Origin of the sequence: Methylobacillus glycogenes JCM 2850 (assembly GCF_000617925.1) — a bacterium.
In the GTDB taxonomy this organism is placed as follows: Bacteria; Pseudomonadota; Gammaproteobacteria; order Burkholderiales; family Methylophilaceae; genus Methylobacillus; species Methylobacillus glycogenes.
The window spans coordinates 767849-789902 of record NZ_BAMT01000001.1 but is presented as its reverse complement, the minus strand read 5'-3'; the positions used below and the strand labels follow the sequence as shown (position 1 = coordinate 789902).

The window sequence follows — 22054 nt, the reverse complement described above, 5'->3', positions numbered from 1 at the left end:
CGGGGTGCTGCCGGGGTGCTGCCGGGGTGCTGCCGGGGTGCTTGGTGATGAGATTTCATCAGTTTTCGCGTACCACGCCTACTTTCGACCCGGCGCGCGCGCTCGTGACCCCGCCACGCCTGCGCAGTTAACACCCAATAAATTATGCAGCTGCATGACCCGGCGCAAGCCGCGGCATTACTGGGGGCTTCGTGGGGTATTGGTGCACGAAGACACTTGCATATTCATGCGCGTAACTTATGCGTTTCATCCATAAGGGGAAATTGAGGGGGTGGATATAGAAAATAAAAAGTGACCTCGGGAAAAGTGTAATTTATTAAAATTATGGGAAAAATTAAGAATAACCTACTGTTTTATAATGATTTATAGAATTACAAAATACTGTAATTTAGTGTAATTTAAACTGTAATTTATATATAAGTTATTGATTTATATAGATGCTTCTTTAATGAAAATTACACTCTATCTATGTAATTCAATTACGTATGAATTACATAAGAATTACATTCTTATCAAATGGTCAAATTACTAGTGCTGCAAGGGTTTCAAGGATTTTTGAAAGTCTGAATTACATAAATTACACTTTTCCCGAGGTCAACTTTTCTTGATTTTCTGTGAACGCCTTTTGAATTTCATTTGTGATGTGAATGCATTGGAGTCCTTTTTCTGATTGTTGAAATCCAATTTGATTAGGAGCCCTTACATCTTGGCCTTCAAACATATAAATGAAACCGATGCTGATGTCATTATTGGCTATATGTAATGAAACTTTTTTTGAAATTTTCATTGAAATTTTTTGCATATATATTTGCAGTAAAAACTAAGAATTTATAGTGATATTCATAAGATAAATATGAAAAATATTCGAAGTTTTTATTAGAGCCAGTGACAGCGATATCGCAAAGGTATGATAGAGAATTAAGTTCTTTGAGTGACATATCACAAAAACACCGAGCAATTCCATCTTTGGCAGATTTTCCGTTCAATGCTTTACCCATTATTTCTGGAATTCTATTTAATAATAATCGCTCTCTAACAAAAGAAAAATCTTCATAATCATAATTTTCTAATTTCTTATCTAAACTATCTAAGTTCACTAGGGGATTGAGTTTTCTAGTTTCAATTCTTGGTAATTGATTGCAAAAATCAACATATGAGTGGGTAATGTTTCGAAGTAATGAAAATTCTGAATCATTAGTTAGATCATTGGATTTAGGTTCAATAAAATAAAGTCGAGAAATGTTCAACAAATCACATATTGAGCCACCAAAGGAAGCCACCCAATGTAATAAAATTTCAGGAATACGAATATGAATATGGGAATTGTCGAGCATATCGACATGCACACCAGAAGGTGTTGATATTATAGAAAATATAACTAATTTTTTTAGTGTGATAAACGGTACAAAGCATTCTTCATGAAATCTGTTTTTACCTCTTAAAGCGTAGGTAGGTTTTCCTGATTTCCATAGCCTTAAATATCCATTTGCTTGTTTTAAATTGTGTAATGACTCTTTTTCTAAACCTACATTAGAAGATGTCATGTAAAAAAGAGATACGAAAGATCCATTAACCCAAATCAAATCCGCTGGTTCTCTATGTGCTGAGCCTTTTCGGTATTTAATTGGTTTAAACAATAGTTGCGCACCAAATGATTTCTGAAAAAACTCTTCCAATACAGATTCTTGTTGACTTTGCATAATTTGAACTAAGGATTATAAATTTTCATTTGGTCAAGGTAATCTGCCCAATGTTGCATCATTGCAGTTCTGGGAATTAGATATTGGGCATGATTGTATGAAGCTGATACTTCGTTTCGTTCTTGATGAGCTAACTGCAATTCAATATGTTTATGATCAAATCCTTGTTCATGAAGAACTGTAGAAGCTAGACCGCGGAATCCATGACCAGTCATTTGTTTTTTGTAGCCTATGACCTCGATAGCTTTCAATATAGTATTGTTGCTCATGGTAGTGTTTTTTCGGGTTTGGCCAGGGAATACATAGCCACTGTGGCCACTATAAAGCCTGATATGTTCCAGCACTCCCAGAGCCTGGCGGGAGAGCGGCACTATATGAGGATCCTTCATCTTCATTCGTTCAGCGGGTATTCGCCATTGGCCATTGGGGATGTCGAATTCTGACCATTCGGCCTCAATCAGCTCCTTGGTCCGGACAAAGGTCAATGCCAGGAGTTTGACTGCGAGCCTGGTCAATGGCGTGGATTTGCTGGCATCAAGCGCGCGTAGAAATTTAGGCAGCTCCTTAGCTTCAATCCTTGCGTAATTGGTTTTGGCGACTGATGGCAGTATGTCGCTAGGTTTGATATCAGCTACTGGGTTTCGCGTCGCCTTACTGTCTTTTGCATGGATGAGGGCATACCGGAAGATCTGCCCAAGGTTCTGCATTCCCCTTGATGCCGATTCGATCGCGCCGCGCTCACCGATGGCCTTGATGACATCGACAATGTCATATGTCGTGATCTCATGCATCGGTCTAGAACCAAGGGTTGGGTAGATATCCGCTTCTAGTCGGCGTTTTACCTGGTCGGCATGGCGCTTAGATTTACCAACTCTCCAGTGATCCCACCATTTGTTACCCCAAACCTCTAGCGTGCTGATCACGCGTTTGCTTGTCTCAGCACGACTTTGCTTACGGTCTTGGCTGGGATCTACGGGCGGATCCATGGAAAGTAGTTTTTTAGCTGCAGCGCGCTTCTCCCTGGCTTCAGCCAGAGAGATTTCAGGGTAGGTGCCTAGTGAAAGCAGTTTTTCTTTGCCAAGGTAGTAATATTTGAGGCGCCACCACTTTCCCCCATTAGGGGTAACTAGTAGAAATAAACCGGATGAATCAGTGAGCTTGTATGCCTTGGATTCAGGCTTGGCGGTGCGTATAGCGATATCTGAGAGTGCCATTGGGGGTAAGAGTGGAATTCACACTGAAAAGTTACCCCGAAAGTTACCCCTAGACTCTGCCGTATGTCAATGGATTGTATCGGACGTGGTTAGACACTAAATTAGTGTAACACTATGAAATATGGGGATTTTTTAGACTATATCGGACGTACTTGGATGATGCTGTGGCGGAGAGGGAGGGATTCGAACCCTCGACAGAGTTACCCCTGTGCCACCTTTCCAGGGTGGTGACTTAAACCACTCATCCACCTCTCCGCAAGCGAGGCCGGATTATAGCCCAAGTCTTTAGCCAAAACCAAGCCTTTTGAGCAAAAATGTTGTTGCGCTTGGGCTGGGTTGTGAATGCGCATTTGCTGTGACTTGCGCTGAGCGTTGTATACTGCCTTAAATACAAGTAGTTAATGGGAGATGTGATGAATCCGCTCAAGATTTTTGCCCTGATGCTCAATCCACGCGAGGGCTGGCGCAATTTGCAGGCCAATCCCCCCAGCATGCATAGATTGTATTTGCTGCATGTATTGCCCTTGGCCTTGATTCCCGCTGTCGTGCTGTATGCGGTGGCATTGCGACAGACTCCCGCCGCGATGGAGCATCATCAGATTCTGCTGATGGCGCTGGCGGTATTTTTGCTACAACTGGTGTTGATTCCCGCCATGGCTTCCATTATTCGCCAACTGGCCGAGGTGGCGGAGATTTTCCCCCGTTATCAACAAGCGTTTTTATTGACGGCCGTGGCCCCTACGCCTATATGGCTGGCAACGCTGATATACCTGCAGCCAGCCTTGAGTTTGAATGTGCTGATTACCATCATAGCCATTGGTGCTTCAGCGTTGCTGGTGTTTCATGGAATTCCTGTGGTGTTTGAAGTGCGTGACCAGAAGCATGCATTGCTGCTGTTTGGCGCCATCATGATGGCAGGCATCATTGCCTGGAGTTTTCTCATGGTCTGTACGCTGATAGGCTGGGGTGGTTTGCAAAGTATCAATGTCGCAGGATAGTGCCAGGCCAGAACGATTCTTTAGTGCTTATGTCCTACAGTCGTGAACCATGTAATGGAATGAGTCATGAAATACTGTTTGGGCTTGTTGGTCTCTCTTTTCTACGCTTCTCATGCCATGGCGGCGTGTGAAGGTATTTATCAGCATCAGGTGAACACTTTGCAAGGGCAGAAGCTTAATCTCTGCCAATATCAGAACGTTCCCATACTCGTGGTCAATACGGCTAGCAAATGTGGCTTTGCGCCGCAGTTTGAAAAGCTGGAGGCCCTGTCTGCCAAGTATCAGGGCAAATTGCTGGTGCTGGGTTTTCCTTCTAACGATTTCAAGCAAGAGTTCAAGAGTGACAAGCAGATCGGCGATTTCTGCAAGCTCACGTATGGGGTCAAATTTCCCATGGCGACCAAAAGCTCGGTCGTAGGCCCGCAGGCCAATGCGCTATATCAGGATTTGATTGCGTTGACACGCGAGCCACCTTTATGGAATTTCCATAAATATCTGATTTTGCCGCATGAGCAAGCCGTGTTTGCCTTCAGTAGCGATGTCAGCCCAGACTCAGCAAAAATCATGAATCTGCTTACACCATACTTGAAGTAAATTGTTGGTTTTTATTTTTATATTATTGATTTTTAAATATTAAAAATAATATGGTGCAAGCGGTGTACAATCCCGGCCATGAATTCACACAGCACGCCATTTGCCAATCTCACACCAGACCTGATTCTAGATGCCATTGGCAGCGTAGATTTGCTTGGCGATGGGCGCCTACTGGCCTTAAACAGCTATGAAAACCGGGTATATCAGGTAGGGATAGAAGAGCAGCAGCCTGTTATTGCCAAGTTTTATCGGCCAGGGCGCTGGTCAGAGGCGCAAATTCTTGAAGAGCATGCTTTTTCCTTAAGCCTTGCTGATGCTGAGATTCCTGTTGTTGCCCCTTTACTGATCAATCACAAGACCTTGCATGAGTTTCAAGGTTATCAATTTGCCGTGTTTCCGCGCCGTGGCGGGCGTATTCCTGAGCTTGATCAAGAAGGCCGTCTGGAATGGATAGGGCGCTTTCTTGGCCGTATACACGCCTTGGGCGCGCAACAGGCTTATCAGCACCGCCCCGCAATTGATATTGCCAGTTTTGGAGAGCAGCCTGTGCAATGGCTGCTTGAGCATGACTTTATTCCGCCAGACTTAATCCCGGCCTATAGCAGTGTGGCAGAGCAGGCTTTGCAAGGCGTGCGCCAATGTTATGAGCGCGCAGGCAGGTGGCACAATTGCGTTTGCATGGTGATTGCCATCTGAGCAACTTGCTATGGACTGACGATGGCCCGCATTTTGTCGATTTTGATGATAGCCGCACAGGCCCTGCGGTGCAGGATCTCTGGATGCTGCTTTCTGGCAGTCAGCAGGAGATGAACCTGCAATTGGCAGAGCTGCTGGAAGGCTATGAATGCTTTTATGATTTCAATCCCGCTGAGCTGCATTTGGTCGAGGCATTGCGCACCTTGCGCTTGCTGCATTATTCGGCCTGGCTGGCCAAGCGCTGGATGATCCGGCTTTTCCCAAGACTTTTACCTGGTTTAATACGCAGCAATACTGGCAGGACCGCATTCTTGAACTGCGCGAGCAGGTGGCATTGATGCAAGAGCCACCGCTGAAACTAATGGGTGGCAATTTTTAGGCATAGAGATATAGCCTATGCACATGGCTAAGCAAAAGTTTTAATTGAAGTTGGAATTGCAACTTAGTTTTACATTGCAACAATGTTGCAAGTTTGGGGTGAAGGCAGGATAATAGCGGCTTGTTATTCACGAGGTGTGTCATGAAAATCCTGTCTTCTCTCAAATCTGCCAAAGAGCGTCACCGCGATTGCAAAGTGGTGCGTCGTCATGGCAAGGTGTTTGTCATTTGCAAAACCAACCCACGTTTCAAGGCCAGGCAGCGTTAAGGTCTTGCCGTGCTAGAGCCTTGCGGTTATGACCAAAGCCCTATTGATCTCCAACTTTAGCGCTATTTTTTGCTGCTGAGATATTAATGTCGGTGATCGATAGGGTAGTTAATACCTCCCCATCTTCATTTCTCACTTCACACGCGTTCCCAAGTCAGCCCTGTCTGACGTTGCTTTCAGAAAGCGCCGATAGGCGTTAATTACGCATGCTTCTATGCTGGTGTTGAATTCAGATGTCATGAACCTCAACTTCAACCGCCAGCGGAGTATGCCATGCAAACACTCTCTAGAATTTTCATCCTCATCTGCTGGCCAGGCTTGCTGTTGACATTGCCCGCACACGCAGCCGAACTTGAGTTGGATAATCCGCTTAAATCTCCGGCTGAGCACAGGCCTGCCGTTAAGCCTGAAATCAAGCCACCGCCTACCAGCCCTAGCCCAAGCCGAGACAAGCTGCAAAAGCCGGCACAGCCAGACACCAAGCTGCCCCCGGATGGCAATAAATCGCATGAGCGCGATAAAGAACCGGGTATTGATCCCGATGCCGAGCAGGTGAATCGTGGTGCGCTAGATTAATCACATCACGCTAATAACAGCGGGCTAATTAAAACCGAATGCCTTAAATGCCAATGCTTATAGGTTCTGAATATAGGTATTGAGAACTGTAGGTTTCACATTGTTGAGTATGTAAGGAGTGCAGATGGAAAAGTATCTTGATAGTGTCACTGGTATCTATCCCAAGCTTGAGCATGCCCAAGCCGTGGCGCATACCCTGCTGGAAAAAGGCTTCCAGCGTGATCAATTGCAGATTATTGCGTCTGAATCTGCTGGCGTAGGCAAAGAGGTCAAGCAAGACCAGGATGACAAAGAGGTGTTGAAAAATGTGGTGGTGGATAGTGCCATAGGCACCACCATAGGGGCTGGGATTGGTGCATTGGGCCAGGTGGCCATTGTTGCTGCCAATGTCAGCCTCTTTGTTGCCAGCCCGCTACTGGCACCTTTGATGATGATAGGGTGGGGTGCGGCGATTGGTGGCTTTATAGGCGCCGCCAATGGCATTTCAGATCAGGATAAGCATTTCAAAGACCTGGTGAAAGATGCCGTGGAGCAGGGTAATGTGGTGTTGGTAGCCAATACAGTGACGGAGCAGGAAACCGAATTGGCCAGGCAGGTAGTGCGCCTATCGGTGGAACAGCATACAGTGTAACGAATGATAATGATTTGCAGCATGTGCCTGCGCGCATCTATAATGCGTACAGGCACGCTGAAGCTGAGATAAAACTCGCAATATGTCATTTAAAGCACAGCTGATATCAAGCAGCTAATCGCCTGCTTTTTTATTTGTGTTTTGGGGTGTCTCTTTTTCAATCTCAAGTGTCATTACTATTGAGATGGTCTTAATTTAATCCCTGGAAATGATGGCTTCACGCATGCAACAAGATTCAAACTCCCGTTACCGACGAATGGTGTTTTCCCGCGTTATGGCGGCTGTACTTGGGGGCTATGCCCTCAGCTCTGCTTTTATCATTCTGTTGGCCGAGCTTATCCCCGGCACCTTGGCTGATGCAGTATTGACGGCTACTTTATTCAGCTTTGCCATTTATACCGCGGCCATTATCTGGGTGTTTTCTGTACGCACTGCCACGCTGGCCTGGGGCGGCATGCTGTTTGTGACTGCGCTGTGCTATGGCGCAGCGCAATTGCTCAAGATGCTGGGAGGTGCAGCATGAAGGATAACTTCCGCCAAAGCATGGCCTGGCTGCATACCTGGAGCGGTTTATATCTGGGCTGGCTGCTGTTTGTCATTTTTCTCACCGGGACTATCTGCGTCTTTGATGACCCCATCACGCGCTGGATGCAGCCAGAGAAGCAGGAAGTTGAAGCTGAGCAAGATCAGATGCTGCCATTGGCGCAGCGCTTGCAAGCACTGCAGCACGGCCAGCAATTTCTGCAGCAAACAGCGCCTAATTCCCACTTCTGGTCGATCTCACTCCCTAGCCAGCAACGCCAGTATGTGCGCGTGGGCTGGCAGGATGAAGACAAGAAATTCCAGCGCGAAAAACTGGATTTCAACACTGGCGATAAGCTCAAGGATGAAACCGTACGGGATACCGAAGGTGGTCATCACTTTGTGCATATGCATTTTGAACTGCATGCGGGGGATACGGGTATCTGGATGGTGGGTGCTGCCACGATTGCCATGCTGGTTGCGCTGGTGAGCGGCATTGTGGTGCACAAAAAGATATTCAAGGACTTCTTCACCTTTAGACGCAACAAAGGCCAGCGCTCCTGGCTGGACGCACATAATGCCTTGGGTGTGTTGACCTTGCCTTTCCTCTTTATGATTGCCTATACCGGGCTGGTGATTTTCTATTCCTTCTACATGCCTGCAGGCGTATTGGCCAATTTTGATAACCGCCAAAGCTATTTTGCCGAAGTGTTCAAACGTCCACCGCATAGAGATGAGCAGCATGTCGCTGCGTCTGTATTGCCTTTGGGGCCCTTGCTGGAAAAAGCCGAGCAGCGCTTGGGCCGTGAGGTCAGCTTTATGTCGGTTGAGCACCCTGGGGACCTTAGTGCCACAGCGGCGGCCAGCGGCAAAATCAATGATGATTACAACAAAAACCGCTTGTTGTTCCTGGTGGGCGGCTCGGTGATGTTTGATGCCGTGACAGGTCAGGAGCTGGATACCCAGATGCCGGAAACCTGGCGCGGCAGTGAAGCCCTGAAAATCCAGCGCGTCATGAATAACCTGCATCGCTTGTTCTATGCCGATTATGCGCTGAAGTGGTTGTACTTCATTAGCGGCCTCGCGGGCGCCGCCATGATGGCCACCGGCTGATCTTGTTTACCGTCAAGCGCCGTAAACGCCAGGAAAACGAATTTGGCGCCATGACCACACAAGGCTATCTGCTGATAGAAAAGCTCAATGTTGCCATCGTGGCTGGCCTCATGATTGCCTGCATAGGCTATTTCTGGGCCAATCGCTTGATTCCGCTGGAAGTTGCCGAGCGTGCCGCCTGGGAGATTCGTGCCTTCTTCGGCATCTGGGTGGTGACTGCGTTTTATGCACTGTGGCGCAACCCGGCCAAGGCCTGGATTGAACAATTGCTGACCGCAGCCTTGATGTGCCTGACGCTGCCCATACTTAACTGGGCAACCACAGGACAGCATCTGGGAGTTTACCTTGCACAGCAGGACTGGGAGCGCGCGCTGGTTGAGATCACCGCCATAGGTTTGGGCGCATTGCTCGCCTACGCTGCTTACAAGCTGAAATATCGCAAGGCAGCGCCAGTCAAGAGCAATAGCAAGCGCGCCATGCTCGCAGAAACCGAGGTGGCGTAAATGGAAGGAACAGAAGTGGGATCTATGGTTATTAATGTACCGTTGGCGAGTCTGCTGGCGTTTGGACTGTGCTATGCCGGCATGGCGGCGCTGTCACTGGCCATGGAAAAGCATCATGTCCAGGTGTGGGCAGATAGCCACGGCCATTGCAGCAGAAGTCACTGCGTGCTGCGGGCTGGGCCTTGATCCTGCTGGCATTGGTGCCTAGCATCACAGGCTGGAACGCAACCGTAGGCGTTGTGGCATGGGCGGGCATGCTTTCGCTGGGGGCCATTGTGTTTGTGCTGTTGTTGTCGTACCAGCCACGCATTGCAGCCACTCTGGGCTTGATTGCAGGCATTTTGTCGGTGGCAGGGCTGGCGTTGCAACTACTGTAGAAACCAGCATTTCAGACTGACAAAGGTGCTGGCACCGATAATAAAAAAGCCGTTGCAGAAGCAACGGCTTTTTTTATGCGGCTAAGCTTGAAAGTAGTGGCTTAGTCGACCTTGGTTTGTACTTGACCATTGGCGTGTGCCGTCATCCACAGGTTACCGTCTTCAGGCTGCTTGAAATCAATAGACATCATCACGCTGAGGGCAGTGATGGTGACGATGGAAAACATAAACAGCTTTTTAGCCCAGGCCTGGTCGTTATCGGTCTTGTAACCCGCCAGCGCCATACCCAGCCAGTAAATGCCTATGGCACCTGCAACAACCAGATATTGCACGCCTGTATAGCCGCTCAAGGTGAGCATCAGCGTGGCAACCACAAAGGCCATAATCCACAGCACGATATGCTTCTTGGTTGCCAGTATGCCTTTTTTAACTGGCAAAACTGGAATAGAAGCCGCGGTGTAGTCCTTGAGGCGGAAGATGGCAATCGCGTAGGAGTGCGGCATTTGCCACAGGCTGAAAATCACCAGCAGAATCACAGCGCCCATATCAAAGCTATTGCTGACCGCACAGTAGCCTATGACCGGAGGTGCTGCACCTGACAGGCTGCCAATCAGTGTACCGTAGACGGAATTGCGCTTGAGGTAGAGGCTGTAGGCGCCTACATAAATCGCAAAGCCGAACAGCGACAGCCAGACGGTGAGCATATTGGTGGTGACGTAGAGCAGGGTAATGCCAGCCAAGCCCAGCACGCTGCCATAGATCAAGGCATGGGAAGCCGGGATCAGGCCACGTACCAGCACGCGGTTGCGGGTGCGCTCCATCTTGCTGTCTATGTCGCGGTCTATGTAGTTGTTGAACACACAGCCCGAGGCAATGACCAGCGAGATGCCTAGCGCAGTGGCTAGCAATAGGGCTAGATCAATTTCGCCGCGTGATGCCAGGAAAAAACCTCCGGCAACCGATACTAGGTTGCCGAAGATGATGCCTGGCTTGGTGATGAGTAAGTATTGCTTCATCAAACTGGCTTTTAATGCCTCATCATATTGTGGTTCAGGTGGAACATGATCCACAGCGAACCTATCACCACGATAGCGATGATCAACACGGTAAAGACAAAGGCCATGACATTCCAGCTTTGCTCAGAGGAGCTGTTCATGTGCAGGAAGTACACCAGGTGTACCAGAATCTGCACCACGGCCAGCACCAGAATAATGGTGAGCACGACGGAAGGTGTCAGGGTGTTGGGGAACATCAGCAAGCCAAACGGAATGACCGTGAGGATGACTGAAAGAATGAAACCGATCACATAGGATTTGACGGTTCCGTGGCTTGCGCCAGCAGTGTTAGCGTGCCCGTGAGCCATTTACAGCACCCCCATCAGATAAACAACAGTAAATACGCAGATCCAGACAATATCCAGGAAGTGCCAGAACAAGCTCAGGCACATCAAGCGGGTATTGTTGGTGGTGGTCAGACCCTTGCTGGAGATTTGTGCCATCAGCACCGCCATCCAGATCAGGCCGCAGGTTACGTGCAGACCATGGGTACCTACCAGCGCGAAGAACGCAGACAGGAAGCCGCTGCGGTCAGGGCCGTAACCTTCATGGATCAAGTGTTGGAATTCATTGATTTCCATGACGATAAAGCCAAGGCCGAACAGGAAGGTTACCGCCAGCCACTTCAGCACGGCAGACTTGTTGCCATTGTGTTGCGCAATCATGGCCATGCCGTAAGTGATACTACTGAACAGCAGCAGGAAGGTTTCACCCAGTACGTAATCCAGCTCGAAGATGTCCTTGCCAGTAGGGCCTCCAGCAAAGCTGGTGCCCAGCACTGCATAAGTCGCAAAGATGGTTGCGAACAAAATGCAGTCTGTCATCAGGTAAATCCAGAAGCCAAATATCTTGGTGCCTTCTGCGTCGTGGTGGTGCTCATGCTCCTCAGCATGAGCGTGCTGTGTTTTCAACGTTTGACTAGACATGATTACGCCTGACTCGCTTGTTTAACTTGAATGTGTTTGTTTTCAATCGCTGCTACTTCCTCTGCAGGAACGTAGTAGTCGATATCCTCGTTGTAGCTGCGCGCAATCACGGTCACCAGCATGGCAATCGTGCTGACGATGGCCAGCCACCAGATATGCCAGATCATGGCAAAGCCAAATACCAGACTGAATGCACTGATGATCAGCCTTCAGAAGCATTTTTTGGCATATGGATCTTTTCATACTTGGCTGGCACCTTGTTGGCGCTACCGTCCTGCTTCATATCCCAGAACGCATCCAGCTCCTTCACTACAGGTACGTGAGCGAAGTTGTAGAACGGTGGTGGGGAAGAAGTAGACCACTCCAGCGTACGGCCACCCCATGGGTCACCGGTCAGGTCCAGGTTGTCCTTGCGGTCACGGATACTGACGTAAATCTGTACCAGTTGTACCAGGATAGCGGCGCCCACGATGAATGCACCACCCAGGGCCACATACAGCAATGGCGTCCAGGCTGGGTTGTCGTAGTTGTTCAGGCGACGTGTCATGCCCATGAAGCCCAGCAGGTATAGCGGCACGAAGGCGACAAAGAAGCCAGTAATCCACAGATAAGCAGAGATACGACCCAGCTTTTCATTGAGCTTGAAGCCAAACGCCTTGGGGAACCAGTAGGCAAAGCCAGCCAGGTAACCGAAGACCACACCACCGATAATCACATTATGGAAGTGGGCAATCAGGAACAGGCTGTTATGCAGCACAAAGTCAGCACCAGGCACGGCCAGCAGCACACCTGTCATACCACCAATAGAGAAGGTGATCAGGAAGCCTATGGTCCAGATAATTGGCGTGGTGAACTCAATACGGCCACGGTACATGGTGAACAGCCAGTTAAAGATTTTCACCCCGGTCGGTATTGAGATAATCATCGTGGCAATACCGAAGAAGGCATTAACGTTGGCACCTGCACCCATGGTGAAGAAGTGGTGCAGCCAGACGACGAAGGACAGGATGGTAATCACGGCAGTCGCCCATACCAGAGAGGTATAACCGAACAGCTTTTTCTTGGTGAAGGTAGCTACCACTTCGGAGAAGATACCGAAAGCAGGCAGAATCAGGATGTAAACCTCAGGATGACCCCAAACCCAGATCAGGTTGACGTACATCATTTGGTTGCCACCAAGATCATTGGTGAAGAAGTGTGTGCCCAGGTAACGGTCAAAGGTCAGCAGTGCAATGGTCACAGTCAGCACAGGGAAGGCTGCCAGAATCAGGATGTTGGTACACAGGGCGGTCCAGGTAAACACAGGCATCTTCATCAGGGTCATGCCTGGGGCACGCATCTTCATGATGGTGACAAAGAAATTGACGCCCGTGAGCAAGGTGCCCAAGCCTGAAATCTGCAAGCTCCAGATCCAGTAATCCACACCAACACCAGGGCTGTATTCAATGCCCGAAAGTGGTGGGTAAGCTAGCCAGCCAGTTTGCGCGAACTCACCAACCCCAAGCGAGATGTTGATCAGCGCCACACCCACCACAAACAGCCAGAACGACAGCGAGTTGAGGAAGGGGAAGGCCACATCGCGTGCACCAATTTGCAATGGCACCACAATATTCATCAGACCCACCATGAAAGGCATGGCCATGAAGAAGATCATGATCACGCCATGGGCAGTAAAGATCTGATCGTAATGGTGAGGTGGCAGGAAGCCTTCGGAGCCAGCAGAGGCAACAGCCAGCTGACCACGCATCATGATGGCATCGGCAAAGCCGCGCAGCAGCATGACCAGGGCGACCAGAATGTACATGATGCCGATCTTCTTGTGATCGACCGATGTCAACCATTCAGTCCAGAGGTAATTCCATTTTTTGAAATAGGTCAGGCCGCCAGCAATCGCCAAGCCCATCAGGGCGACAGCTGTCAGCGTGATCATAATGATCGGTTCATGGTAGGGAACCGCGTCCAGGGTTAATTTGCCAAACATTTTTACTCCTTGCCCTCCGAATGTGAGTGCGCATGCGAACCTGAAGAATGGGTGTACTTCTCGACGATGCTGTCATAGAAATTCGGCGTCACTGCACCAAAGCGCTCAACCGGATTGTTCTGGGAGGCTTTTTCCAGAGCAGCATATTTTTCAGCATCGAGGCCAGCAGCGGATTGCTTAACCTGCTGTACCCATTCATTGAATTTTTCTTGTGAGGTAACACTGGCATTGAAACGCATGCCGGAGAAGCCATGGCCGCTGTAGTTAGCAGAGAGGCCACGGTAATTGCCTTCATGATCGGCAATCAGGTGCAATGTATTCTTCATGCCTGCCATGGCGTAGATTTGGCTGCCAAGCTGAGGAATAAAGAAGGAGTTCATCACTGAAGCGGAAGTCACCTCGAAACGCACTGGAACATTGGCAGGGAACGCGAGTTCATTGACAGTAGCAATGCCTTGTTCTGGATAGATAAACAACCATTTCCAGTCCAGAGAGACCACTTGTATGGTCATTTGAGGCTGGTCGGAAGTAATCGGTTGGCGCGGATCCAGGGAGTGCGTGGAAGTCCAGGTAATGTAGCCCAACACCAAAATAATCAGGATAGGCACGGTCCAGACGACAACTTCAATCTTGTTGGAGTGCGCCCAGTCTGGGGCGTAAGTGGCTTTGGTATTGGAAGCGCGATAGCGCCAGGCAAATACGATAGTCATGATGATGACAGGAACAACCACAATCAACATCAGCAGGATGGCAGTGATAATCAGGGATTTTTCTTCCACCCCGACCTGGCCTTTAGGGTCCAGTAACACAAAATCACAGCCACCAAGCAACAACGTGACACCTAGGAGGGACAACAGACTGAAAAGTCTTGGATATCGCTTTTTTATCATTTCAGCATCTCAACAATGAAAAAGGCCTCGTAGTTTTATTTCACTACACTGAGACTCGTAAAACGAAGTGCCACTTTCCCGGCTATGACGGGCGGGGTGTTGCCGCGAGGCGACACCATAGGCTTGTCATCAATTGCTAGCGTGAAATTCAAAGGGTGACCATGCAGGTAAAACTTCACCGCCTTTAATCTCATCATCATGCAAAGGAATGCGAAGGATGACGCGCTGACCTGCGTTGGCAATGGCTTGCTGTAAGGCAATCCAGATACCCCCTCCCATTAACCCTATATTTTATACGATTAAAGCTGCAAGGCCCACCCAATAAGGACTAATTTAGTCATGGATGACTGAAGTTTTTTTCATGTTGAAATAATTTGTTACAAGTTGTCGCCAAAAAGTAACGATTGATTAACAGGTGCTGAGCTGTCTTCAGTATTTATTTTGGAGTGGCGATTTTAAAGCCAGGTTCAGGCACCCAGATTCGGTGCCTGAGTTCAAAACCTTGTGGCAAATAGACGACAACAGGGAGCTTGCTGTTGTACTTGAGCATAAAGCCCTGACCATTAACGGCCACGAATTGAGGCGCGGTCAGAGTGTTGGGGCAGGCCATGCGGGTTGACAGCGGGCCTTGGATTTTGGGCATGCGGTAATAAGGATAACCTACACCAGGCAGGAAGTTTTCTACCATTTGTCCGCTGAAGCTATGACGATTGCAATCTACCTGTAAAGTTTTGCCTACCACCAGCTCCAGCTTGGCTTCACTTTCATTGGCGAGCGCAGGCAGCTGAATCATATAACGGTAAAAGCCAAAGTCAGCGGCAGGGAAGGGTGCGCCCGGGGCCGCCTGTACTTGCGGGACAAATACCAAGGCCACCCAGGCGATGGCGGCAAGGCGGCAGCACAGCGCTAAGTTATTCATGGAGCTATCTACCCGGATTTTCACTGAGTCACTAATTTACTGACCTGCAGGCTTGGACAATTCGATGATATCAACTACCCAGTAGCCGAGCACAAAGATGATGATGGCTGCGATCAGGATAATTAAGAGCTTTGAGATGGTCGCGTTGGCGTTGGCATCTGACATGATGGCACCCTATGAAAAGATGAAACCACAGTGTAATCCGCTGCTTACTGCTGGGTTGGCAGAATATGCTGAAAACACTGTAGGATAAAATTACTGCCACTGGTGGTGCTACATAGCTTAGACAACACTATAAATAGTAATGGCGCCTACGGCGCCATTACGTGGTACTAAATGAAGCGCTTAGACACGCTCTGGCTGGAAGGCTCAAGCACGCAGCGGATTTCCAGTACCTTGGATTCATTTTCTATGCCTTCTTCACGCACAAAGCTGACTTTGGTGTTGCGTGGAGCAGTGTAGACCACATTATTGGCCTTCTTGATCTGTTCTGCTGTGTTTTGCAGACGGGCGGAGCAGGACTCAATATCGTCATGTACTGAAGTCTTCAACAGGTAGTGATTGTGGTTGTGGTCGTAAATGGCGATCACAGTACTCCACTGGCCAGGCTTGGGGTCGAGTTTGATCAGCTCTTCAGCCGCTTGGGTTTGCAGAGTAAATGTGGCAGCCAGGATCATGGCCAGCAAGCTCGTGGTTTTCTTCATGTTGGCTTCCTCTTCTTCTAGAGTTGTTAATGTTGTGCGTCCAAATTGACCACATGGTTTTAAAAAAGTGCCTGAAACTGTTAAAGATCAGCATGAGGGAAATATGAAGAATTGATGAAGAATATGACTGGAAGCCAAGCTCAGGACCATAACGGCCTATATGCACATTATCTGTGGATAAAGGTGTGGGTGATGTCAGGATAGCGTGCCTAAGTGTTTGTCAGGATGGGGTAGAGTGCGGCTGATCATTAATTCAGCAACGCCCATGCCTGTGTAAAACCCTGGTATTTGTCAAGTTTTGCACAGGACATTCATGATGGTTTGATGACATAATATTGCATGGTTTTTGTTCCCGATCTGCTCTCACAGGCCAGCGCTGAAGGCGCCCTCAATATCGAATCCTGGCTGGATTCTCTCGCCCTGCAATTCAACCCAGAAGAAGTTGCCCTGATACGCAAGGCGGCGGATTTTGCTCAGCCTTATTACACAGGCAATTGCGAAATCACCGGCGCCCCGGTGTTGCATCATGTGCTGGGCGTTGCATCCATCCTAGTAGGCATGGGGCTAGATGCAGACACGGTTGCCGCAACTATTTTGCATGCCAGCCCTGAATATGTGCCTGAGTGGCAGATCAAGCTCAGGGAGCAATTCTCCAGCAATATTTGCAGCCTGGTCGAAGGCATCGCCCGCATGGAGCAGATACAGGGCTTTAGCCGCCCAGATGCAGTGTTGGGTAAAGACAGGAAAAAGGGTGAGCAAGTCCAGCAGGCGCAAGTAGAAAGCCTGCGCAAGATGCTATTGGCCATGGTGGAAGATATCCGCGTGGTATTGATCAAGCTGGCGGATCGTGTGGAAACCCTGCGCAGTCTGGCGGGAGCGAGTGAGCCCGAGCAGCAGCGCATTGCCTATGAGGCCAAGAGCATCTTTGCGCCGCTTGCCAACCGTTTGGGCATCTGGCATATCAAATGGGAGCTGGAAGACCTGTCGTTGCGTTTCCTGGAGCCTAAGCTCTATAAGGAAGTGGCCAAGTTGTTGGCTGAAAAACGGGTAGACCGTGAGCAATACATCAATGAGGTGCTCGCAACCCTGAAAACTCAGGTTGATGCCGCCAGCATCAAGGCCGAGATGAGTGGCCGACCCAAACATATCTACAGCATCATCAACAAGATGCGCCGCAAGCAACTGAGCTTTAATGAGCTTTATGATGTACGCGCGGTGCGGGTACTGGTAGATGACATCAAGGATTGCTATGCGGTATTAGGCTTGATACATAACCTCTGGCAGCCTATCCCCAAGGAGTTTGACGATTATATTGCTCGCCCTAAGAGCAATAACTATCGCTCTTTGCACACAGTGGTGATAGGTCCGCGCAACTTGCCGCTGGAAATCCAGATTCGCACGCATGAGATGCACCAGCATTCCGAACTGGGGGTAGCGGCGCACTGGCGTTATAAGGAGGGCCGCAAGGCTGACCAAAGCTTTGACGACAAGATTGTCTGGCTGCGGCAGATTCTTGAGTGGAAGCAGGATGTATCCGATGATGGTGGTGCCATAGGTCAGTTCAAGAATGAGCTGTTCCAGGACAAAGTCTATGTGCTCACCCCGCAGGGCAAGGTTGTTGGTCTGCCGCGCGGTGCAACCCCCGTGGATTTTGCCTATATCCTGCACACCGATCTGGGCCATAGAACCCGCGGTGCCAAGGTGGATGGCAGCATAGTGCCGCTCAACTACAAGCTACAAAACGGCCAGCGTGTTGAGATTATGGCAGCCAAGCAGGGCGCGCCTAGTCGTGATTGGCTTAACCCCAGTCTGGGTTATCTGCAAAGCTCGCGTGCCCGCGCCAAGGTCAGGCACTGGTTCCGTTATCAGAACTTCGAAGAAGATGTGGCCAATGGCCGCAGCAAGCTGGACAAAGAGTTACACAGGCTGGGCCTAGTAGATCTTAATCAGGACAAGCTCGCGCACAAGCTGCATTTCCCCAAGCTCGAAGAGTTGCTGGCCGCGATGGGGCGAGGCGAGATAGGCGAGCATCAGATTTCCCAAGCTTTGCAAGGCGAACTGCCCGCCAAGTCTGAGGAAGAAGTGCCTTTCCTGCTCAAGCCTGATAGTCAAGCCAGTGCATCCGGCGTTTTGGTTGAGGGCGTGGGCAATCTGATGACCACCATGGCCAAATGTTGCAAACCAGCACCCCCTGATGGCATTGTGGGTTATGTGACGCGTGGTCGTGGCGTCACCATACACAGGCAGGCCTGCGCCTTTATCAAGCGGTTGCCGCCGGAAAAGCATGACCGCCTGCTGGCAACCCAATGGGGTAATCGCCAGCAGATGCTGGCTGCGGTGGATATTGATATTGAGGCTTACGATAGGCAAGGCTTGTTGCGGGATATCAGTGATTTGTTTGCCCGCGAGCGCGTCAATGTCACTCAGGTTAAAACCCAGAGCCGTAATAACCAGGCGCGCATGCGTTTTTCAGTAGAGATTGCCGACCTGGAGCAATTGAGCCGCTTGCTGGCTTTGTTGCGCCAGGTGCCCAGCGTCAATCACGCGATTCGTCACCTGTAGCCTGACGCGGCACACGCCAGAGATACCAGGCTGCTGCTGATCTATGGGGGCTCCAGGCCAGCCCTAGCTGTTGCAGTTCGCGCGGGCTAGGCATTTGCGTCCAGCCCTTGAGCCTGCGATAACCATCCCGCACGCCAAAATCGGTCACAGGCAAGATATCTGGCCTACCCAGATTGTGCATCAACAGCATTTCTACTGACCATGGCCCTATGCCTGGCAAGCTGCTCAAGCTGGTAATCAACTGTTTGTCTTCCATCAGCAAGGCCTGCTCACGCGCAGGAATAATGCCATCCAACTGTGCTTGAGCTAGCCCTAGAATCGTCGCCGCCTTACGCCGGGAAAAACCACAACTACGCAACAACTCAGGGTCTATTGCCAGCAGGGCGGCAGCGCTGGGGAATTGTCCATCAAATTGCAACAGCAGACGTTGCAGAATGGCGGCAGCAGCCTTGCCATGCAATTGCTGATAGGCCACGGCGCGGATCAAGGCTTCAAAAGGATCATGGCTGGCTTGCGGCGTGGGTAGGTAAGGGCCTATGGCGCTGACTAGTTTTGCCCAGTCTTGATCTAGCGAGGCGAGAAATTCAGCGGCGTTGTGGCTCATGGTGTTAGGGCTTTGCTATAGGTTATGGCTTTGCTATAGGTTAGTGCTTTGCTATAGGCTTGAAGCGACAAGTAAATGTGATCATATAGAAGATGGAAGAAACAGGTCATTAGCAAAATTTCTATATAGAAACCGGGTGCCGCAAAAAGTTTGAAAGCAAGAAACGGCAAGTGTCACCTAGGCTGATTTGCTAAAGTACGCTGCATGAGGAGGCTGATAGACCATCATGAACAGCAGTGACATAGATGCACACGAAGAACGCTGGCAGGCAGTACTCGCGCGAGATGCCAGCCAGGATGGGGTATTTTTTTACGGGGTTGGCAGCACTGGCATCTATTGCCGCCCGTCTTGCCCCTCCAGACGGCCCAATCGTTTGCATGTGAGTTTCTACCTCACGCAGACGGAGGCAGAGCAAGCGGGTTTCAGAGCTTGCAAGCGTTGCCATCCAAATATGATCAGCCAGCAGAGCAGGCATCAGGCACTTGTTGCGCAATGCTGTCGCTTGCTGGCGGCTGAGGGGGAGCAGGGGCAATCTTTAAGCTTGCAAGCTCTGGCCAAAAAAGTTGGAGTCAGTAGCTTTCATCTACATCGCCTGTTCAAAACCCATACTGGCTGACGCCCAAAGCCTATGCCTCAGAACTGCGCTTGCTAACACTACGACAGCAGCTCAATCAGCAAAGCAGTGTCACGCAGGCAATCTATGCGGCAGGCTTTAACGATAGCAGCCGATTTTATGCCCAGGCCGAGCAGGCACTGGGTATGCGCCCCAGGGATTATCTACGCGGGGGCGCAGATATGCGTATTGCGCATGCTGTTGTGCCATCCCCTTTAGGCTTGGTGTTAGTCGCAGCCACTGAGAACGGCGTGTGTGCGGTGTTTGTGGGCGATGATGCTGCGCAATTGCAAGCTGATTTGCAGCAGGCGTTTCCACGTGCCAGCATGGTGGAAGGGAATAAGGAGTTTTCAAGTTGGCTGCAGTTGGTGGTGCAAGCCTTAAGCGGGGCTCAATCAGAGTCCGCGCAAGCATTCACCATGAACCTGCCTTTAGACCTGCGTGGCACTGCTTTCCAGTTGCGGGTGTGGAATATGCTAAAACAGATACCCCCAGGCAGCACCATGACCTATAGTGAGCTGGCTGCTAAATTGGGCCAGCCATCTGCCATCCGCGCAGTGGCTTCCGCGTGTGCGGCCAACAAACTCGCTGTACTGGTGCCTTGTCATAGAGTAGTGCGCGCAGATGGCAATCTGGCTGGCTATCGCTGGGGATTACATTTAAAGCGCATGTTATTAGACAGCGAGAAAATTAATGGCGATTAATTTTATTTAATAACATTAACTTAATTTTTATTGTTAAAGTTAAACCTAACCTAAAAATTAATATCTATTTGTCTCAGCACATCAACAATTTGCCCTCACCATGACTTTAGATTTATTCGCTCAGCCCGCCGGTAAGGAGATCATTGCGCCAGGCGCCTGCCTGTTGCGCGGTTTGGCCTTGGCCCGAGAATCGGCCATTTGGCAGGCGCTACAAAGTGTGATTGCCCAGGCTCCCTTGCGCCATATGCAAACGCCCGGTGGGCTGACCATGTCTGTCGCCATGAGCAATTGCGGCCCCCTGGGCTGGGTTTCCGATAGACAAGGGTATAGATACCAGGCGCTAGACCCTCTGAGCCAACAACCCTGGCCTGCCATGCCTGCTGAGTTCATGGCGCTGGCGCAGCAAGCGGCCATTTTGGCAGGCTTTGCAGACTTCACCCCAGACGCCTGCCTGATCAACCAATATGCCGTTGGTGCCAAACTTAGCCTGCACCAAGACAAGGATGAGCGTGATCAGAGTCACCCTATAGTGTCAGTGTCACTGGGCTTGCCCGCCACTTTTCAGTTTGGTGGTTTACAACGTAGCGATAAGTTGCTGCGGACCGAATTGCAACATGGCGATGTGGTGGTCTGGGGCGGGCCATCACGGTTGCGTTATCACGGAATTTTGCCCTTAAAATCTGGCACGTTCTCCTATATGGGTACTTATCGCTACAATTTGACTTTTAGGCGCGCAAGCTAGGTATTTTGGGCTTTCGGCACTGACTAAATTAAGGTTAAATAGTCACGCCCACGCCCATAAGGATGCCCAATGAAAACCGCTGTTGCCTTGCGCCATATTGCTTTTGAAGATCTGGATGGGATTGCTCCTGTGCTGCATGCAGCAGGGTACGAGATTCATTATGTCGATACTCCTACCGCTACAGGCACTGAATTCAAGCATGCGCGCGATGCCGATTTATTGATTGTGCTGGGTGGGCCTATAGGCGTGTATCAAACGCAAGAGTTTCCATTTTTGCAGCAAGTGATAGACCTGACTCAGGGCAGGCTGCAGCACCAGCAAGCTACCTTGGGCATTTGCCTGGGAGCACAAATCATGGCGCGGGCGCTGGGTGCCAAGGTGTATGCCGGGACGGCAGGCAAGGAAATAGGCTGGAGCAATCTTAAGCTGACGCGGGAAGGGCAGCATTCTGTGCTGGCTGCCATAGGGGAAAGTGATCCGGTATTGCATTGGCATGGCGATACATTTGATTTACCGCAAGGGGCCGTACTTCTGGCTTCTAGTGCCCAATACCAGCATCAGGCTTTTGCCTATGGGCAGCATGGCCTGGCCCTGCAATTTCATATTGAGGTAAGCGCAGCGGGGCTGGAGCGCTGGTATGTCGGGCATGTTGGAGAGTTGAATAATTTATCCATCCCAGAGTTGCGCAAACAAGGGCAAGCTAACTCTCAGCGCCTAAAGCCCCGCATGGAAGAAGTGATTAGCCAATGGCTTAACCAGTTGGCCTAGGCTTAGCACTTAAGCA

Annotated in this window: 25 protein-coding genes, 1 tRNA gene and 2 pseudogenes; 15 read left to right on the top strand and 13 right to left on the bottom strand. The window is 49.9% G+C overall.

Translation table 11 applies throughout. The features are described from left to right. Positions 1 to 746: 746 nt before the first annotated feature. From JCM2850_RS21375 to JCM2850_RS03810, 3 genes are all read right to left on the bottom strand, one after another. A complete protein-coding gene (locus tag JCM2850_RS21375; protein WP_148301187.1) occupies positions 747 to 1700 on the bottom strand; it encodes a hypothetical protein in 954 nt (317 codons plus the stop codon). Between the two features lie 8 nt (positions 1701 to 1708). Further along, positions 1709 to 2914: a tyrosine-type recombinase/integrase gene (locus JCM2850_RS03815; RefSeq protein WP_025869860.1), complete on the bottom strand. Its 1206-nt coding sequence runs from the start codon at positions 2912 to 2914 to the stop codon at positions 1709 to 1711. 165 nt (positions 2915 to 3079) lie between these two features. Further along, positions 3080 to 3169: transfer RNA gene (locus JCM2850_RS03810), tRNA-Ser, on the bottom strand. A 158-nt stretch (positions 3170 to 3327) separates the two neighbouring features. Here JCM2850_RS03810 and JCM2850_RS03805 point away from each other — a divergent pair. From JCM2850_RS03805 to JCM2850_RS23785, 10 genes and pseudogenes are all read left to right on the top strand, one after another. After that, positions 3328 to 3912, top strand: coding sequence for a Yip1 family protein (locus JCM2850_RS03805; protein WP_025869859.1), 585 nt, complete (start codon positions 3328 to 3330; stop codon positions 3910 to 3912). A gap of 66 nt (positions 3913 to 3978) precedes the next feature. Beyond that, entirely contained in the window at positions 3979 to 4506 is a 528-nt protein-coding gene (locus JCM2850_RS03800) for a glutathione peroxidase (RefSeq protein WP_025869857.1), read from the top strand. 78 nt (positions 4507 to 4584) lie between these two features. Further along, a pseudogene (locus JCM2850_RS16885) lies at positions 4585 to 5581 on the top strand (serine/threonine protein kinase). Between the two features lie 141 nt (positions 5582 to 5722). Next, positions 5723 to 5848, top strand: a complete 126-nt coding sequence (gene ykgO, locus JCM2850_RS03790; protein WP_025869856.1) for a type B 50S ribosomal protein L36 — start codon at positions 5723 to 5725, stop codon at positions 5846 to 5848. Between the two features lie 273 nt (positions 5849 to 6121). Further along, complete coding sequence (locus tag JCM2850_RS03785) at positions 6122 to 6424, top strand: hypothetical protein (protein WP_025869854.1); 303 nt, start codon at positions 6122 to 6124, stop codon at positions 6422 to 6424. A 124-nt stretch (positions 6425 to 6548) separates the two neighbouring features. Continuing rightward, positions 6549 to 7055, top strand: coding sequence for a hypothetical protein (locus tag JCM2850_RS03780; protein WP_025869852.1), 507 nt, complete (start codon positions 6549 to 6551; stop codon positions 7053 to 7055). A gap of 223 nt (positions 7056 to 7278) precedes the next feature. Continuing rightward, the gene (locus JCM2850_RS03775; protein ID WP_025869850.1) at positions 7279 to 7578 is read left to right on the top strand and encodes a DUF3649 domain-containing protein; all 300 of its coding nucleotides are present in this window, start codon (positions 7279 to 7281) and stop codon (positions 7576 to 7578) included. Further along, complete coding sequence (locus tag JCM2850_RS16880; RefSeq protein ID WP_199898238.1) at positions 7575 to 8690, top strand: PepSY-associated TM helix domain-containing protein; 1116 nt, start codon at positions 7575 to 7577, stop codon at positions 8688 to 8690. The genes JCM2850_RS03775 and JCM2850_RS16880 overlap by 4 nt, the downstream gene beginning before the upstream one ends. Positions 8691 to 8692: 2 nt before the next feature. Further along, the gene (locus JCM2850_RS21755) at positions 8693 to 9193 is read left to right on the top strand and encodes a hypothetical protein (RefSeq protein ID WP_199898237.1); all 501 of its coding nucleotides are present in this window, start codon (positions 8693 to 8695) and stop codon (positions 9191 to 9193) included. Beyond that, positions 9194 to 9570: pseudogene (locus JCM2850_RS23785) on the top strand (DUF3325 domain-containing protein). It abuts the gene before it with no gap. A gap of 101 nt (positions 9571 to 9671) precedes the next feature. Here the strand turns inward: JCM2850_RS23785 and cyoE are convergent. The 9 genes from cyoE to JCM2850_RS03720 form a co-directional block, all read right to left on the bottom strand. Further along, positions 9672 to 10586, bottom strand: coding sequence for a heme o synthase (cyoE, locus tag JCM2850_RS03760; RefSeq protein ID WP_088177728.1), 915 nt, complete (start codon positions 10584 to 10586; stop codon positions 9672 to 9674). 11 nt (positions 10587 to 10597) lie between these two features. Continuing rightward, entirely contained in the window at positions 10598 to 10933 is a 336-nt protein-coding gene (locus JCM2850_RS03755; RefSeq protein WP_025869847.1) for a cytochrome o ubiquinol oxidase subunit IV, read from the bottom strand. After that, on the bottom strand, positions 10934 to 11551 hold the full coding sequence (locus JCM2850_RS03750; RefSeq protein WP_025869845.1) for a cytochrome o ubiquinol oxidase subunit III: 618 nt from the start codon (positions 11549 to 11551) through the stop codon (positions 10934 to 10936). Between the two features lie 2 nt (positions 11552 to 11553). Beyond that, a complete protein-coding gene (locus JCM2850_RS23780) occupies positions 11554 to 11718 on the bottom strand; it encodes a hypothetical protein (RefSeq protein WP_369384815.1) in 165 nt (54 codons plus the stop codon). A 35-nt stretch (positions 11719 to 11753) separates the two neighbouring features. Then, on the bottom strand, positions 11754 to 13532 hold the full coding sequence (cyoB, locus tag JCM2850_RS16870; protein ID WP_369384814.1) for a cytochrome o ubiquinol oxidase subunit I: 1779 nt from the start codon (positions 13530 to 13532) through the stop codon (positions 11754 to 11756). Between the two features lie 2 nt (positions 13533 to 13534). Beyond that, positions 13535 to 14386, bottom strand: a complete 852-nt coding sequence (gene cyoA / locus JCM2850_RS03740) for a ubiquinol oxidase subunit II (RefSeq protein WP_234406065.1) — start codon at positions 14384 to 14386, stop codon at positions 13535 to 13537. A 472-nt stretch (positions 14387 to 14858) separates the two neighbouring features. Beyond that, complete coding sequence (gene eco / locus JCM2850_RS03730) at positions 14859 to 15341, bottom strand: serine protease inhibitor ecotin (RefSeq protein WP_025869841.1); 483 nt, start codon at positions 15339 to 15341, stop codon at positions 14859 to 14861. Between the two features lie 36 nt (positions 15342 to 15377). Next, entirely contained in the window at positions 15378 to 15506 is a 129-nt protein-coding gene (locus JCM2850_RS23310; protein WP_267879235.1) for a hypothetical protein, read from the bottom strand. A 167-nt stretch (positions 15507 to 15673) separates the two neighbouring features. Continuing rightward, positions 15674 to 16045, bottom strand: a complete 372-nt coding sequence (locus JCM2850_RS03720) for a hypothetical protein (RefSeq protein WP_025869839.1) — start codon at positions 16043 to 16045, stop codon at positions 15674 to 15676. 339 nt (positions 16046 to 16384) lie between these two features. On the opposite strand from JCM2850_RS03720, the gene JCM2850_RS03715 reads away from it, so the two are divergent. Continuing rightward, the gene (locus JCM2850_RS03715) at positions 16385 to 18607 is read left to right on the top strand and encodes a RelA/SpoT family protein (RefSeq protein ID WP_025869836.1); all 2223 of its coding nucleotides are present in this window, start codon (positions 16385 to 16387) and stop codon (positions 18605 to 18607) included. Here JCM2850_RS03715 and JCM2850_RS03710 read toward each other — a convergent pair. Further along, the gene (locus tag JCM2850_RS03710) at positions 18582 to 19211 is read right to left on the bottom strand and encodes a DNA-3-methyladenine glycosylase family protein (RefSeq protein WP_025869835.1); all 630 of its coding nucleotides are present in this window, start codon (positions 19209 to 19211) and stop codon (positions 18582 to 18584) included. The genes JCM2850_RS03715 and JCM2850_RS03710 overlap by 26 nt on opposite strands. Positions 19212 to 19437: 226 nt before the next feature. Between JCM2850_RS03710 and JCM2850_RS22350 the strand changes: the two genes are divergently transcribed. From JCM2850_RS22350 to JCM2850_RS03695, 4 genes are all read left to right on the top strand, one after another. Next, positions 19438 to 19827: a bifunctional transcriptional activator/DNA repair enzyme AdaA gene (locus JCM2850_RS22350; protein WP_234406064.1), complete on the top strand. Its 390-nt coding sequence runs from the start codon at positions 19438 to 19440 to the stop codon at positions 19825 to 19827. Between the two features lie 29 nt (positions 19828 to 19856). Further along, positions 19857 to 20528, top strand: a complete 672-nt coding sequence (locus JCM2850_RS22345) for a methylated-DNA--[protein]-cysteine S-methyltransferase (RefSeq protein ID WP_234406063.1) — start codon at positions 19857 to 19859, stop codon at positions 20526 to 20528. A gap of 100 nt (positions 20529 to 20628) precedes the next feature. Continuing rightward, the gene (alkB, locus tag JCM2850_RS03700; RefSeq protein WP_025869833.1) at positions 20629 to 21270 is read left to right on the top strand and encodes a DNA oxidative demethylase AlkB; all 642 of its coding nucleotides are present in this window, start codon (positions 20629 to 20631) and stop codon (positions 21268 to 21270) included. A 69-nt stretch (positions 21271 to 21339) separates the two neighbouring features. Then, a complete protein-coding gene (locus tag JCM2850_RS03695; RefSeq protein WP_025869832.1) occupies positions 21340 to 22038 on the top strand; it encodes a glutamine amidotransferase in 699 nt (232 codons plus the stop codon). Positions 22039 to 22054 lie beyond the last annotated feature (16 nt).

Coding starts and splice junctions, on each gene's coding strand:
- JCM2850_RS21375 (WP_148301187.1), bottom strand. CDS start 1,700: ATGCAAAGTCAACAAGAATCTGTATTGGAAGAGTTTTTTCAGAAATCA.
- JCM2850_RS03815 (WP_025869860.1), bottom strand. CDS start 2,914: ATGGCACTCTCAGATATCGCTATACGCACCGCCAAGCCTGAATCCAAG.
- JCM2850_RS03805 (WP_025869859.1), top strand. CDS start 3,328: ATGAATCCGCTCAAGATTTTTGCCCTGATGCTCAATCCACGCGAGGGC.
- JCM2850_RS03800 (WP_025869857.1), top strand. CDS start 3,979: ATGAAATACTGTTTGGGCTTGTTGGTCTCTCTTTTCTACGCTTCTCAT.
- ykgO (WP_025869856.1), top strand. CDS start 5,723: ATGAAAATCCTGTCTTCTCTCAAATCTGCCAAAGAGCGTCACCGCGAT.
- JCM2850_RS03785 (WP_025869854.1), top strand. CDS start 6,122: ATGCAAACACTCTCTAGAATTTTCATCCTCATCTGCTGGCCAGGCTTG.
- JCM2850_RS03780 (WP_025869852.1), top strand. CDS start 6,549: ATGGAAAAGTATCTTGATAGTGTCACTGGTATCTATCCCAAGCTTGAG.
- JCM2850_RS03775 (WP_025869850.1), top strand. CDS start 7,279: ATGCAACAAGATTCAAACTCCCGTTACCGACGAATGGTGTTTTCCCGC.
- JCM2850_RS16880 (WP_199898238.1), top strand. CDS start 7,575: ATGAAGGATAACTTCCGCCAAAGCATGGCCTGGCTGCATACCTGGAGC.
- cyoE (WP_088177728.1), bottom strand. CDS start 10,586: ATGAAGCAATACTTACTCATCACCAAGCCAGGCATCATCTTCGGCAAC.
- JCM2850_RS03755 (WP_025869847.1), bottom strand. CDS start 10,933: ATGGCTCACGGGCACGCTAACACTGCTGGCGCAAGCCACGGAACCGTC.
- JCM2850_RS03750 (WP_025869845.1), bottom strand. CDS start 11,551: ATGTCTAGTCAAACGTTGAAAACACAGCACGCTCATGCTGAGGAGCAT.
- JCM2850_RS23780 (WP_369384815.1), bottom strand. CDS start 11,718: ATGATCTGGCATATCTGGTGGCTGGCCATCGTCAGCACGATTGCCATG.
- cyoB (WP_369384814.1), bottom strand. CDS start 13,532: ATGTTTGGCAAATTAACCCTGGACGCGGTTCCCTACCATGAACCGATC.
- eco (WP_025869841.1), bottom strand. CDS start 15,341: ATGAATAACTTAGCGCTGTGCTGCCGCCTTGCCGCCATCGCCTGGGTG.
- JCM2850_RS23310 (WP_267879235.1), bottom strand. CDS start 15,506: ATGTCAGATGCCAACGCCAACGCGACCATCTCAAAGCTCTTAATTATC.
- JCM2850_RS03720 (WP_025869839.1), bottom strand. CDS start 16,045: ATGAAGAAAACCACGAGCTTGCTGGCCATGATCCTGGCTGCCACATTT.
- JCM2850_RS03715 (WP_025869836.1), top strand. CDS start 16,385: ATGGTTTTTGTTCCCGATCTGCTCTCACAGGCCAGCGCTGAAGGCGCC.
- JCM2850_RS03710 (WP_025869835.1), bottom strand. CDS start 19,211: ATGAGCCACAACGCCGCTGAATTTCTCGCCTCGCTAGATCAAGACTGG.
- JCM2850_RS22350 (WP_234406064.1), top strand. CDS start 19,438: ATGAACAGCAGTGACATAGATGCACACGAAGAACGCTGGCAGGCAGTA.
- alkB (WP_025869833.1), top strand. CDS start 20,629: ATGACTTTAGATTTATTCGCTCAGCCCGCCGGTAAGGAGATCATTGCG.
- JCM2850_RS03695 (WP_025869832.1), top strand. CDS start 21,340: ATGAAAACCGCTGTTGCCTTGCGCCATATTGCTTTTGAAGATCTGGAT.